Genomic DNA, 13,048 nt, shown 5'->3' on the forward strand with positions numbered 1-13,048 from the left:
CATGTCTCCTAATCAGGCCAGAACGTTTACGCTTTTCAGCGAGCACACCCCGTTGCGCAATGTGGTGGGGATCGTGGTGCTGACCACGCTGTTCTACTTTATCGGCGCGAAATTACGTCTGGTGGAGGAGTTATCGCTGTTCTGGCCGCTGAACGGGGTGATGGCGGGGGTATTTGCGCGCTACGCGTACCTTAATCGCCTGCACTATTATGCGATTTCGTATATTGCGATGCTGGTGTACGACGCGATCACCACCGACTGGGGGATCGTCTCGCTGACGATTAACCTCTCTAATATGGCCTTTATCATCACCGTTTCCCTGCTGGTAACACGCGATAACCGGCTTAAAAAAGAGACCCCGGATCCGGTCAATGCCCTGCGGTTGTTCAATTACTGTCTGCTGGCCGCGCTGCTGTGTGCCCTGATTGGCGCGCTGGGTTCGGTGGGGCTCACCAGTCAGAGCTTCTGGCCGTTGTTTGCCGACTGGTTTAGCGAGCAATTCTCGACCGGCGTGCTGATTGTGCCGTGCCTGCTGACCATTACCATTCCCCGTTTCGAGCGCAATCTGCGCCTCGAGCACCTGATGCCGGTGGTGGCGCTGGTGGTCTCGGTGGTGGCGTCTGTGGTGATTGGCGGTGCCGGGGCGCTGGCGTTCCCATTACCGGCACTGATCTGGTGTGCGGTGCGCTATTCGCTGCCCGCGACCTGCCTGCTGACCTTTGTCACCGGGGCGGTGGAGATCACCCTGGTCGCTAATTCGGTAATTAACATTGCCGCGACGACGGCGCTCACCACGCCAATGATGTTCTCCGCACGACTGGGGATTGCCACTATGGCGATCTGCCCGGTGATGGTCTCGGTCAGCGTGGCGGCGATCAATTCGCTGATCCGCCAGGTTTCTCTGCGTGCCGACTTCGACTTCCTGACCCATGTTTACTCCCGTTCCGGGCTGTATGAAGCGCTGAAACGGGAAGAGTGCCAGCGTAAGAACCGCCACCTGACGGTGATGCTGCTGGATATCGACTATTTCAAAAGCATCAATGACAATTACGGCCATGAGTGTGGCGATAAGATGCTGGCGGCCTTTGCGCAAAAAGTCCAGGAGACGGTCGGTGCCGACGGGCTGGTGGCACGCATGGGCGGAGAAGAGTTTGCGGTGGTAGTGAGCTGTGCCTCGACCCAGCAGGGCTATGCGCTGGCGGAACGTATTCGCACCTCTATCGAACACTATCCCTTCATCTGGCGCGGACAGACGTTGTTTTTAACCGTCAGTATTGGTCTGGGCAGTGGGCATTACGGCTCCTCGACGCTAATCGAAGTTTTTAATCGCCTAATGACCGAAGCAGACGAATATCTTTATCGTTCGAAAAAAGCAGGTCGAAATCGCACCAGTGCGCGAATTGCAGAGGTTACGACTAGTGAGCGCGCGTCCTCCCCGACGGAACAACTGTAATCGTTTGCACTACTGGTGGAATGCACCCTCCGATATATTCACAAAACTAATAAATGGCTTGATACGTATTTTCAACGTCAATAGTATAATGGGCTGAATGTATCGGAATAATCGTGTGATGAACGGAACTGACAGACTCAGTAAAGCCCCTCGCGTACCAGGTAGTCGGTTTGTCAAACGCATGTTTCTGATGCGGATCCTCGGAACATTCCTCTGCTTTTTACCTATTCTCTCGGTGTTGCTTGAGCAGCACCGTTCAGCGTGGCTTATCGGTCTGCTGGGCCTGAATGCCTTTGTCTGGCCTACCGTCGCCCTGCTGCGCTCGCGTCGATCCGCCACGCCGTTAACCACTGAACACCAGAATCTGGTGCTGGACGCTGCTGCGGGTGGGTTCTGGATCGCCATGATGTCAGCCAATCCGCTGCCGTCGATCACCATTGCCACTATTCTGCTGGCCGACCGACTGGCTGCTGGCGGTTTTCCGCTGATGAAGAAAGCGGGCGCGGTGATGCTGGTGGTGTTTCTGGCGAGCTGGCTGACGCAGGGGATGGCGCTGGTGCCGTGGGTTTCTGAACGCACGATGTACGCCACGTTGCCGCTGATTGGTATCTACACAGTGGCGTTGAGCGTGCTGACAAACAGCATCGCCATGCGGCTGCGCTTTAAATCGCGCGAACTGGAACGCATCGCGATGATGGATCCGTTGCTGGATATCGCCAATCGACGGCTACTGGAAAAGCGTATCGATAATGAGCTGCACAACCTGCGGCAGAGTCGTCGCGAATCGGCGTTGATGTTCATCGATATCGACAATTTTAAAGATGTTAACGATCGCTTTGGCCACAAGGTCGGGGATATGCTTTTGGTGACAGTGTCACAAATATTGCATATCGCCACCCGTCAGACCGATACCCCGGCGCGGCTGGGCGGCGATGAGTTTGTGATTTTACTCCCGGACACCTCGCTGGATGAAGCGCGGGTGGTGGCGACCCGAATCATGGATGCCGCTGCGGTGATTGAAGATGTGGCCGAAGAAGCCGTGCAATGTACGATGAGTATCGGCATTGCCAGCGCTACCTGTGAGATGGGGGACGTTACCGACTGGTTACAGGCGGCGGACAATGCGCTTTATCAGGCAAAACGTGAAGGGAAAAACCGCATCTTTGCCCACTGACAGGCGTCAGGATACACTAAGCTAGTAGAAAGCCATCCCCGGAGCTTGTATGAAATCATCCTCACTGCCCACTAACGAAACGTCGCGTCTCGCAGCGTTACGCGAATCCGGTTTACTGGAGGCGGGCGAACACGCCACTTACGATCGCCTGACCCGGCTGGCAAAACGCCTGTTTAACGTGCCGGTGGCGATGGTTAATCTGATTGACGATCTTGTGGTAGTGGTAAAATCTGCCGATGGGGTCAGCGCTGAAAACCTGCCGCGCAACCTCTCTTTTTGTGCCCATACTCTGCTGGCCGACGCGCCGCTGGTGGTGGCCGACACGTTAGATGATGCCCGTTTTGCGGATAATCCGCTGGTGACCGACATCTACCCGGTGCGCTTTTATGCGGGCTATCCGCTGCATCTCCCCGACGGGACCGCAGTGGGAACGCTGTGCCTGATCGATCATCTGCCGCGTCAATTTTCTTCTGAGGACGTTGCTGCGCTGGCGGATCTGGCCGCGCTGGCAGAGGTGGAGTTCGCCGCCACGTGTACCGCCATCACTGACAAACTGACCGGCTTGTATAACCGTCGCGGTTTTCATCATCTGGCCACCTATGGCATTAAGGCGGCCCGTCGCCGTGCCGAGCCGTTAACTCTGGCCTGGTTGGATCTCGACCGCTTTAAACAAATTAACGCGCGCTACGGACGCACGGACGGCGATACCGCGCTGAAAGCGGTTGCAGGACTGCTGCGATCCACCTTCCGCGAAGCCGATGTGCTGGCGCGCTACGGTGGGGACGAGTTTGCGATCCTGTTCGCCAACAGTGATGAGAAGGGGGCGTGGATTGCCATGCAGTTTCTCACCGAGCAGGCTGCCGTCTGGAATGAACATTCCGAATACCCGTGGTCGCTGTCGTTTGCCTGGGGCGTCACTGAGTTCAATCATGAACGCGACGATCTGCAGAGCTGGCTGACCAGGGCCGATGAGATGATGTATTCCATGAAGCAGCAGCGCGGTACCGGTACCGGCGCCGGTGGCGAAAACTGAGATAAGAAAAACCTCTGACAGATGTTGTTGCGTTAATAAATTGTTGCGTTCATGGTGATGTTATTGATAAAAGGGATAAAAAATGACGTCATCAACCACCATTCAGATCTTCACGCGTGAGGCCATTCTCACGCACCTCCCTCAGTTAGCCGATATCCTGCACAGCTGCGTGCTGGGCGGCGCGTCGGTGAGCTTTATGCTGCCCTACAGCTATGAGCAGGCCTGCGATTTTTGGCGCGGCGTGGCGGACAGCGTCGGGCGTGAAGAGCGCACCGTGCTGGTTTGCCTCGATGCTGAAGGGCAACCCGTTGGCACCGTCCAGCTGATCACCGACCAGCCGGACAACCAGCCCCATCGTGCCGATGTTGCCAAACTGTTGGTTCACCAAAATGCCCGCCGTTGCGGCGCTGCCGGGCGACTGATGCAGGCGCTCGAAACGGTTGCTCGTGAGCAGGGCAAGAGCGTGCTGGTGCTGGACACTGCCACCGGCAGCGGCGCAGAGACGTTTTATCTGCGGGCGGGCTGGCAAAAAGTGGGGGAGATCCCGCGCTACGCCCTGATGCCGGACGGTGAGATGACTGCGACGTCGGTGTTCTACAAATTTCTCTAAAATTATTCACAATTGCGGTTGGGTTTGATCAAAACAGGGTTTTGTGGTCGTAAAGTTTGATAAGTTATCGTACCAATCTTATCAGGCTGTATGACTAATCATTACAAGGACCCCATTGTGAACACACTGAACCGTCGTGATTTTCCCGGTGCTCTCTATCCTGAACGTATCATCCAGTTTGGTGAGGGCAACTTCCTGCGCGCATTCATCGACTGGCAAATAGACCTGCTGAACGAACACACCGACCTGAATGCCGGTATCGCGATTGTGCGCCCGATCAAAAGCGATTTTCCGCCTTCACTGAGCACCCAGGACGGCCTCTACACCACCATCATTCGTGGCCTGAACGAGCAGGGCGAAGCAGTAAGCGATGCGCGTTTGATTCGTTCGGTCAACCGCGAAATCAGCGTTTACGACCAGTACGATGAATTCCTGAAGCTGGCGCACAACCCCGAGATGCGTTTCGTCTTCTCGAACACCACCGAAGCGGGGATCAGCTATCACGCCGGGGATAAGTTCGACGATGCACCGGCGGTGAGCTATCCGGCCAAACTGACTCGTCTGCTGTTCGAACGCTTCAGCCATTTCAACGGTGCTGCCGATAAAGGTTGGGTGATCGTGCCGTGTGAGTTGATCGACTACAACGGCGATGCCCTGCGCGAGCTGGTTCTGCGCTATGCCCATGAGTGGGCGCTGCCGACGGCGTTTACCCAGTGGCTGAACGATGCCAACAGCTTCTGCTCAACGCTGGTTGACCGCATTGTGACCGGCTATCCGCGTGACGAAGTGGCAGAGCTGGAAGCCACGCTTGGCTATCACGATGCGTTCCTCGATACCGCCGAGCACTTCTATCTGTTTGTGATCCAGGGGCCAAAATCACTGGCCGCCGAGCTGCGTCTCGACAAGCTGGCGCTTAACGTGCTGATTGTCGATGACATCAAGCCATACAAAGAGCGCAAAGTGGCGATCCTTAACGGGGCGCATACCGCGCTGGTGCCGGTGGCGTTCCAGGCCGGTCTGGATACCGTAGGCGAAGCAATGAATGACGAAGAAGTCTGCGCCTTTGTCGAAAAAGCGATTCATCAGGAGATCATCCCGGTGCTCGACCTGCCGCGCGATGAGCTGGCCTCGTTTGCCAGCGCGGTAACCGGCCGCTTCCGCAACCCGTACATCAAGCATCAACTGCTGTCGATTGCGCTGAATGGCATGACCAAATACCGCACCCGCATTCTGCCGCAGCTGCTGGCAGGGCAGCAGGTGACCGGGCAACTCCCGGCGCGCCTGACGTTTGCACTGGCGGCGCTGATCGCCTTCTATCGTGCGGAACGCAACGGCGAAAACTACCCGGTGCAGGACGATGCGCACTGGCTGACGCGTTTCCAACAGCTGTGGACGCAGCATCATGACCAGCAAATCACTACCCGCGAGCTGGTAACGACGGTGCTGAGCGTCAGCGACCACTGGGAGCAGGATCTGACCCAGGTCAGCGGACTGGTAGAACAGGTTACGCTGGATCTGGATGCTATCTTGCTGAAAGGGATGCGCGAAGCGGTTAAACCGTTGTGCTAATAACGAACCCGGCTTCGGCCGGGTTTTATTACAACAACCAGTAGTTACAACATACTTATAGCGTTTATTATCATGCCAAATCAGAGACACCGTGCGGCCTGTCTCGCCTGGCAAAATGCCATCATTTTTTAACATACTTGCAACTGTGACGACGATCACGTTTAATAGTCAGCGCTATTTTCCCCAATGAAGCTGATTATGATTGTTCGACCTCAACAGCACTGGTTGCGTCTGATTTTAGTCTGGCACGGCTCCGTGCTTCCCAAAATCTATTCCCGGCTGTTTCTAAACTTTTTGCTCTCCATTGCCGTGATCATCATGCTGCCGTGGTACACCTCGCTGGGCATCCGGCTGACGGTTGCGCCGTTCAGCATTCTTGGCGTGGCCATCGCTATCTTCCTCGGCTTTCGTAATAACGCCTGTTACTCGCGCTATGTCGAAGCACGCCTGTTGTGGGGCCAACTGATGATCGCCTCGCGCTCTCTGTTCCGGGAAGTGAAGAATACTCTGCCGGACGACCCCGCGCTGGGCGAGTTTGTGCGCCTGCAAATCGCCTTCGCCCATTGTCTGCGTATGACCCTACGCCGACAACCGCAGGCCGACCAGCTTGCGGCATATCTTTCAGCGGATAACCTGCGTGTGGCGATGGATTCCAGCTCGCCCGCCAACCGTATTCTGCTGATCATGGGCGAGTGGCTGGCGGTAAGGCGTCGGGAAGGGCAGCTGTCGGACATGCTGTTCCACAGCCTGAATATTCGTCTGAATGATATGTCGATCGTGCTGGCCGGCTGCGAGCGAATTGCCAATACCCCGGTGCCGTTTGCCTATACGCTGATCCTGCATCGCACGGTGTATCTGTTCTGTATCATGCTGCCGTTTGCCTTGGTCAGCGATCTGCATTACATGACGCCGTTCGTGTCGGTGCTGATCTCGTATACTTTTATCTCGCTGGATACCCTGGCAGAAGAGCTGGAAGAGCCGTTCGGTACCGAGAATAACGATCTGCCGCTGGATGCCATTTGTAATGCAATAGAAATCGACCTGCTGCAAATGAACGATGAACCGGTGATCCCGACGCGCAAACTGCCGGATAAGTATTATCAGCTGACGTAATTGCCTGCCGGGAGCGCTGTGTAAAAGGCACTTCCGGCGCGCAGAAATCATTCTTCTGTCCTGGTTTTCCCCGCGTTAGCGGCTGCTATAATTGTAACCTTTTACGATGCCATTCTTCCCACCACACTTCTTACACCGCAGCCGGTCACGGCGCCGCAACGTTATTGCTATGGATGAGGTTTCCAAAAAACAAAACCAACCCTGACATCGAAATGACGGGTCGATGTTGACTGACGGAGGGGGTATGTCAGATTTTCTCAAACCGGAAAGGGTCGATGAATGTTTATCGCGCCATTTTCCCGAACTTTGGCCATCAGCGTCGCATCGCGCGTTGTTTTGCCAGCAAAATGCCGCAGGCACCATTGAGCTGTATGCCAATACCGCAGTGGATCTAACCCCACCTCATCAACCCTTCGTGACAATCAGCGAACATCAACTCTCCCCGTGGATTACGCTGCTCAATGTCATTGAGCCGCTTAATACGGTGATCGTCGCCGGGCAGGATCTGTATGCGACAGTGTTAGGCCACGCCAGGCGTGAACGCTGGAAAGTCGGCGTACAACGCGTCGTGCATGAAGGCGATGGTCAGGCCCCGGCAAATTTTGGTACCGACGCTGAACAGCGCGCGGCTCTGCGTATTCTTACCACCCGAAATAACGCGCAAAAGCGGGTCGTGCTGATAGAAATTTTAGGCACCGATCTTTTCTATCTGCAGAGTAATTTTGCCTGGACGGAGAACGCCGCATTCGATCTTAACATCTGCCGATCGTTAACCGCGCTGTGCAAGTTGGTGATTCCGCAGCTGGTTGCGCGCAAAAGCATCACCGAGATTATTGTTCTACAAAGCGCGTCAGCCGACAGCGTTTATGCAATGGAAAATATGGAGCCGTATCACCCTCTGTTGCGCATTGAAACCGACCCTGATGGGCTGGCTACCAGCAACCGCGAGGAGTTGCAGCAGTTGCTCCGTCGATCGTCGGTAGGTGACAGTGTCACGAAAAATATGGCTGAATGGCTTAGCTCGGCTCGCAAACGTTTTGCTTTCGTTGAACGTTCGCCGCTGGACATCGCCGCTGTGACAGCGGAGAAAACCCGTCTGTTGCGCCTTTTCTTACAGATATTTCACAGTCAGGATAGGGACATTATCCGGGGCTCGAGTGCAGAACTGACTCAGTTTACACGTCAGGATGAATTCACCTTTCGTCTGCGACGCGCGGCGCTATTACTGGCCCGAGCCAGGCTGGGTGAACTGACAACTGCGCACCAGTCTGACATTGATATCTTGCTGATGACTTCAACGGAAAACGACATCTGGTGGCAGCCCGCCATCACCGCCTTAACCCAGCACTGGGTGCAGCATGATTTACCGGATAACTGGTTAGCCCAACTCCACGATCGCGGCACCGCCGCACTGCTGGCAGTATCCTCTGAAAGTGAGGTCAACTACGACAAAATTCGCACGGCGTGGCTGCGGCTGGTAGGCAGTGATGAGAATGAATTTATCCTGCCGTTCGCCACTTATCGCGATGAGGTCAGTTTGGGTGGCAACTATCGCCAGCTACACCGGCTCGTCGACGCGGCGTTAGCGGGCGAGGTGAACGATAAAAATATCACCCACCAGCGTAAGGCGTTACTGGCTGAGCGCGACAGAATACAGTTCTATGCAACCTTAACCTTTGGTCGGGATTACTATTCGGATCAGATGATCCGCCGCTTGCTGGAGAAAGCCAAAACGGCCTGGGGTCATTCCAGGGAGCATTTCACTACCGAGTTTCTGTATTTATTCAGTCGAGAACAGGATGTTGTCGAGGCCGAACGTTGTTCTTCCGCCTGGATCAATGCCTATCCAGAGGACGATAACGCCTGGTTTTATCAGGCCACGGTAAAAAGAGAGCAGGGGCAAACGGAAGAGGCCCGGCACTGTTTTTTGCAGTCCGCCACGCTCACTGACTATAAAAAACCGGCGTTAGTGGAAGCGGCACTCTGTCTGTGGGCTGCGAACAACATCGATGCAGCAGAAGCAGAACTCTGGCCGCTGATCGATGCGAACGATCGCTTTCCTCCCGCCTATGCCGTACTGGGTCTGATCCGCATTGTTGCCCATGATTATGCCGGGGCGCTGGCGTTATTCCGCCAAATCACCCTTGAGGATATTGATGCCAACGGTGTGCTCTATCCCTGGCTGCACTGTTTGTTATTGCAGGAGGGATGGGCAACGGCCAATGCCGCGTTTGCAGAGAGCGCGAACCGCCTCAGCGATCAGGAGCTGTCGCGCTACATTACGGGTGCGGCGTTATCCCTGAATGGCACTGAACAAGGATGCCAGGTTGCGGCCCACACCTTTGCGCCGTTGTTAAAATTTGAAGAACCCTGGAACAGCGCCATTGATACGGTGATGGCCTGTTGTTTTAAAAGCGGTGACTGGCAGACCGGGCGCGAGCTGGCACTAAGCGCCCTGGCGAATCCCTGGGGCAGTGAATCGCAGGCCTTACAGCTGGTGTACTCTTTCTTGTATCAATCACAGGCGCAGGATTTTACGCAGGGTCTGGCGCTGGCAGTCGAGTTTACGACGCGTTTTCCGGACTCTTTTTTACTGTGCAACGTGGCAGGTGAACTGGCTGAAGCCACCGGGCAGAGCGGGGAAACCTGGTTTTTACGCGTCTGTGCGTTGTTAACCGCGATCCCGGTCATCCAGCGCGATGAGCGCCAGAGTATGACCCTGGCGCTGGCGCTGTGTAATTTGCGCCAGTTCCCGCAGGCTTACGACAGCCTTCCGCTCCAGGTCACCGAGCCGGAGCACATTCTCAGCCGAATATTGATTGCCTGCGTGGCGGGTATTAATGATATCGATGAGTTTTATTCACTGGCCAAAGCCCAGCTCCTGTCGGCGGAGTTTATGGAGGTGAAAGCAGCGTTACACGATCACCTGACGGATTTAGAGCGATATGGTCAGCGCGGGTTAATCCCGGACTGGAACGTCTATCATGCGATTGCGGTCGGGCTTTTTACTCCAGAGACGGATGACGACTGACCCGGTGTAAAAGAGACATGGCCTGCACTTACCCTTTATCGAGGGGCAAGCTGCGGGCATAGTCTTCCAGCTGATCCACCACCACGCCCCAGCCGCTAAAAAAGCCCATCTGCTCGTGCATCTCACGCGCTTCAGGGGTGCGGTGGCGCGCAATCGCGGTGTATCGCGTACTGTCTGCTCCCTCATCCTCCAGCAGTAATATCGCTGTCAGAAACGGCTCTGCTGCGGGTTTCCACCCTTCGCTGTAGCTGTCGGTAAACACCAGCTTTTGCTGCGGAATAATCTCCAGCCACACGCCTTCATTGCGCATTTCGTTGCCGTCGACCTCAAACAGGGTATTAAAACGGCCACCCACGCGCAGATCGATATCGCAGGCGAGCACTTTATGTGGCCGGGGTACAAAGAATTGCAGGATATGTTCGGGCGTTGTCCAGCACGCCCACACCAGCGGGCGGGGAACGTGAATTACCCGCTCAAGCTTCAGGTCGGTTTGCGGATCCAGTTTCATCGTCGCGTGCCTCTGGTGAATAAGGTGAACTCACGGGTTCACTTTATTCATGATAGAGGCGATTGATAATTCTGTTGTATAACTCAGGGGGCATCATCGATTTTCATCAATCAACAGGAGGGCGTCAATGCACTTAAGAAAAGCGCAACCGCAGGAAGCAGAAGTGTTATGGCACCTGCGTAACCAGGCAATCCGTCACGGCTGTCACACCTGCTATGAACCGGAGGTGATCGCGCGTTGGACGCCAGAGGTGATGCCGGAAAAAGCGCGGGAGATGATTGCCGGGAATCCGTTTTTTGTGATCGAGGACGAGGGGGTACTGGCGGCCAGTGGTTTTCTCGATTTGCAGAATGCCAGCGTCGAGGCGGTATTTACGCTGCCCGGTTACGGCGGCAAAGGGTTGGCGACGCAGATTATTAACGCCATCAAGCAAGAGGCCAGCGCCCGCGGGATGACGCGCCTGACACTCTCGTCGACGCCCAATGCAGCGACATTCTATCTGCGGCAGGGATTTGTGTCGCTCGGCGACAGCCTGTATCCGTCGGCGCTGGCCGGTGCCGACCTGCGCTGTGTCGAGATGGAAATCGTCCTCTGATGGTCAGGGTGCGCGTCGGGCGACGATAAACAGTCTCGGGAAGGCCAGCAGGATCTGTCCGTTTTCCTGCAGCGGATACTGTTCCTGCAGCAGTTGATGATAGCGGTGCAGGTACTGTTTCTGTTCGCTTTCATTAAGATCCTGCAACCAGGGACGCAAGCCTGTGGCGCTCACCCAGTCAATAATCGCCTGATGCGAGCTCATCTGGTGATAGTAAGTAGTGCGCCAGATATCCACATCGCAGCCGGCGTCGGCCAGGATATCGTAATAGGCATGCACGCCGGGAAGTGCGGGGCGCCTGCGATCCGGGTAGTCCTGTTCAAACGCCACCTCGCGCATCAGCACATGGGTAGGCTCCAGCGCATTGTCCGGCATCTGGATCGCCAGCACGCCATTGATCTTCAGCAGCGAAACCAGATGCGGCAGCAAATCGTAATGATCGCCGATCCACTGTAGCGAGGCGTTGGCATAGATAATGCTCAGGGCATGTGCTGGACGGAAATGGCGAATATCTGCCTCAATAAACCGGCATTCCGGCAGCGCGGCTCTGGCCTCTGCCAGCATGGCGGGGGAGTTATCCACCCCGGTAATATGTGCCGACGGCCAGCGCTGACGCAACAGGGCGGTGCTGTTACCCGGCCCGCAGCCCAGATCAACCACATCCGTCACGTCATCCAGCGAAATGCGAGAGAGTAACTCCACTGCGGGGCGTGTGCGCTCGGCTCCGTATTGCAGATAGAGTGAGGGGTTCCAGTCGATCATGCGTGACGCTCCTGATTGTGCCTTTTCTGCAAGTGTAGACGCAGAAGTGCAGGGCGTGCTGGCGGGTAAGGAGCCCCTGCGCTGCAACCAGTCGCTTATCGATAAAAATATCAGCCGACTCAGCTAAATACGACGCCGTAAGCCGAGACGTGAGCTACGCTTGAGCAGAAGACCCCTTCTGGAAGGACTGCACGATGACCCCCAAACTCCATATTCTGTCTCTCGCCTGTCTGGTGCTGGCCGGATGCGCCGCCAGCGACGGTACCTCGCCCGAGGAGCAGAAATATCGCAAGGTTGAAGCTGCCGCCAGCCAGTGCGCTGAAGAGGTGAAAAACCAGACCATCGAACTGACCGCTGAAGGGCAGTCCGCCAATATCCGCTGGACGACTGTTGACTATGTCGTGCCGCAGCAGCACACCCGTACGGTGGAGTACCGGACATCGAGCGTGGTAGACAATGGTCAGCCGGGCAGCGCGTGGCAGGCCTGTATGTCGAACAAACATGCGCTCGTCCCTGAACTAAAATTGTAAAAAAGCCCCGTTTCCGGGGCGTAAATGCATCTTGGGCGTAACGCCTGAATTATCGGGTAAGCCATTCCCGCCAGTCCGGGCAGGATAATTTGTGATGCCAGGGCATCACAATGTCACGCAACAGTACCAGAAAAGACGTTGTTCCCATCTCCGTCGCCGGGCAGATTCGCTCGCCACCCCAGTCATCAAACAGATCCCAGTAACAGGAACGCAGCTGGCTGGCGCAGGCGTCAAAAAACACCATTGGGGATGACAATTCATGCAGCGCCAGCGTCTCCAGGCGCTGTTCAGCTGTGGCGATATCATTGCAAGTCAGCAGATCGTCAAGAAAGATCCTGAGCCACACCAGGGCGGCCATGCGCGCATCGGGCCAGACGAGCTGTTGCTCGACCAGATAGCGTTCCAGCCAGTGGGTCACTTCATGGCGCGCGGGTTCGGTTTGCAGGCCAAGTGAGGCAAGGATCAGCAGCGGCTCAGAGTCGTCACCGGCCATCACGCGGTTTTCCGCCCAGCCGACAATCTGCCGGTAGGTTGTGTCCTGCGGATAAACCCTGTTCTGAAGAAAAACGAACATGCACAGCAATTCATGCAGGGTATAGGGGGATGTGGAACGAATGGTCATATGCGGTCCTCCATGGTTGCCGTGGTGTCCAGCCTGGGGGATCGAAGA

At 55.9% G+C, this 13,048-nt stretch carries 13 protein-coding genes; 10 read left to right on the forward strand and 3 right to left on the reverse strand.

The genetic code is table 11. The features are described 5' to 3' along the window. Window position 1 precedes the first annotated feature (1 nt). The 7 genes from M8013_RS22600 (at window position 2) to M8013_RS22630 (ending at window position 9,983) form a co-directional block, all read left to right on the forward strand. On the forward strand, window positions 2-1,453 hold the full coding sequence (locus tag M8013_RS22600; RefSeq protein ID WP_271269984.1) for a GGDEF domain-containing protein: 1,452 nt from the start codon (window positions 2-4) through the stop codon (window positions 1,451-1,453). A 181-nt stretch (window positions 1,454-1,634) separates the two neighbouring features. Beyond that, the gene (locus tag M8013_RS22605) at window positions 1,635-2,627 is read left to right on the forward strand and encodes a sensor domain-containing diguanylate cyclase (RefSeq protein ID WP_271270184.1); all 993 of its coding nucleotides are present in this window, start codon (window positions 1,635-1,637) and stop codon (window positions 2,625-2,627) included. 49 nt (window positions 2,628-2,676) lie between these two features. Next, a complete protein-coding gene (locus M8013_RS22610; protein ID WP_271269985.1) occupies window positions 2,677-3,660 on the forward strand; it encodes a GGDEF domain-containing protein in 984 nt (327 codons plus the stop codon). Window positions 3,661-3,742: 82 nt separating this feature from the next. Next, entirely contained in the window at window positions 3,743-4,270 is a 528-nt protein-coding gene (locus tag M8013_RS22615; protein WP_271269986.1) for a GNAT family N-acetyltransferase, read from the forward strand. Between the two features lie 117 nt (window positions 4,271-4,387). Beyond that, window positions 4,388-5,839, forward strand: coding sequence for a tagaturonate reductase (locus tag M8013_RS22620; protein WP_271269987.1), 1,452 nt, complete (start codon window positions 4,388-4,390; stop codon window positions 5,837-5,839). A 198-nt stretch (window positions 5,840-6,037) separates the two neighbouring features. Further along, window positions 6,038-6,952, forward strand: coding sequence for a bestrophin family protein (locus tag M8013_RS22625; protein WP_271269988.1), 915 nt, complete (start codon window positions 6,038-6,040; stop codon window positions 6,950-6,952). Window positions 6,953-7,196: 244 nt separating this feature from the next. After that, window positions 7,197-9,983: a tetratricopeptide repeat protein gene (locus M8013_RS22630; RefSeq protein WP_271269989.1), complete on the forward strand. Its 2,787-nt coding sequence runs from the start codon at window positions 7,197-7,199 to the stop codon at window positions 9,981-9,983. A gap of 28 nt (window positions 9,984-10,011) precedes the next feature. Here M8013_RS22630 and M8013_RS22635 read toward each other — a convergent pair whose 3' ends face one another. Further along, window positions 10,012-10,491, reverse strand: coding sequence for an SRPBCC family protein (locus tag M8013_RS22635; protein ID WP_271269990.1), 480 nt, complete (start codon window positions 10,489-10,491; stop codon window positions 10,012-10,014). 127 nt (window positions 10,492-10,618) lie between these two features. On the opposite strand from M8013_RS22635, the gene M8013_RS22640 reads away from it, so the two are divergent. Continuing rightward, entirely contained in the window at window positions 10,619-11,086 is a 468-nt protein-coding gene (locus tag M8013_RS22640; RefSeq protein WP_271269991.1) for a GNAT family N-acetyltransferase, read from the forward strand. A 3-nt stretch (window positions 11,087-11,089) separates the two neighbouring features. Here M8013_RS22640 and tam read toward each other — a convergent pair whose 3' ends face one another. Further along, window positions 11,090-11,848, reverse strand: a complete 759-nt coding sequence (gene tam, locus M8013_RS22645; RefSeq protein WP_271269992.1) for a trans-aconitate 2-methyltransferase — start codon at window positions 11,846-11,848, stop codon at window positions 11,090-11,092. Between tam and M8013_RS22650 the strand changes: the two genes are divergently transcribed. Together M8013_RS22650 and M8013_RS22655 are read left to right on the forward strand one after the other, a co-directional pair. Continuing rightward, window positions 11,847-11,975: a hypothetical protein gene (locus M8013_RS22650; protein WP_271269993.1), complete on the forward strand. Its 129-nt coding sequence runs from the start codon at window positions 11,847-11,849 to the stop codon at window positions 11,973-11,975. The two genes, tam and M8013_RS22650, sit on opposite strands and share 2 nt — an antisense overlap. Window positions 11,976-12,042: 67 nt before the next feature. Then, entirely contained in the window at window positions 12,043-12,378 is a 336-nt protein-coding gene (locus M8013_RS22655) for a hypothetical protein (protein ID WP_271269994.1), read from the forward strand. Window positions 12,379-12,427: 49 nt separating this feature from the next. Here the strand turns inward: M8013_RS22655 and M8013_RS22660 are convergent, their stop codons facing one another. Next, entirely contained in the window at window positions 12,428-13,000 is a 573-nt protein-coding gene (locus tag M8013_RS22660; protein WP_271269995.1) for a hypothetical protein, read from the reverse strand. Window positions 13,001-13,048 lie beyond the last annotated feature (48 nt).

The organism is Silvania confinis (genome assembly GCF_025564085.1).
Taxonomy (GTDB): domain Bacteria; phylum Pseudomonadota; class Gammaproteobacteria; order Enterobacterales; family Enterobacteriaceae; genus Enterobacter; species Enterobacter confinis.

Coding starts and splice junctions, on each gene's coding strand:
- M8013_RS22600 (WP_271269984.1), top strand. CDS start 2: ATGTCTCCTAATCAGGCCAGAACGTTTACGCTTTTCAGCGAGCACACC.
- M8013_RS22605 (WP_271270184.1), top strand. CDS start 1,635: ATGTTTCTGATGCGGATCCTCGGAACATTCCTCTGCTTTTTACCTATT.
- M8013_RS22610 (WP_271269985.1), top strand. CDS start 2,677: ATGAAATCATCCTCACTGCCCACTAACGAAACGTCGCGTCTCGCAGCG.
- M8013_RS22615 (WP_271269986.1), top strand. CDS start 3,743: ATGACGTCATCAACCACCATTCAGATCTTCACGCGTGAGGCCATTCTC.
- M8013_RS22625 (WP_271269988.1), top strand. CDS start 6,038: ATGATTGTTCGACCTCAACAGCACTGGTTGCGTCTGATTTTAGTCTGG.
- M8013_RS22630 (WP_271269989.1), top strand. CDS start 7,197: ATGTCAGATTTTCTCAAACCGGAAAGGGTCGATGAATGTTTATCGCGC.
- M8013_RS22635 (WP_271269990.1), bottom strand. CDS start 10,491: ATGAAACTGGATCCGCAAACCGACCTGAAGCTTGAGCGGGTAATTCAC.
- M8013_RS22640 (WP_271269991.1), top strand. CDS start 10,619: ATGCACTTAAGAAAAGCGCAACCGCAGGAAGCAGAAGTGTTATGGCAC.
- M8013_RS22650 (WP_271269993.1), top strand. CDS start 11,847: ATGCGTGACGCTCCTGATTGTGCCTTTTCTGCAAGTGTAGACGCAGAA.
- tam (WP_271269992.1), bottom strand. CDS start 11,848: ATGATCGACTGGAACCCCTCACTCTATCTGCAATACGGAGCCGAGCGC.
- M8013_RS22655 (WP_271269994.1), top strand. CDS start 12,043: ATGACCCCCAAACTCCATATTCTGTCTCTCGCCTGTCTGGTGCTGGCC.
- M8013_RS22660 (WP_271269995.1), bottom strand. CDS start 13,000: ATGACCATTCGTTCCACATCCCCCTATACCCTGCATGAATTGCTGTGC.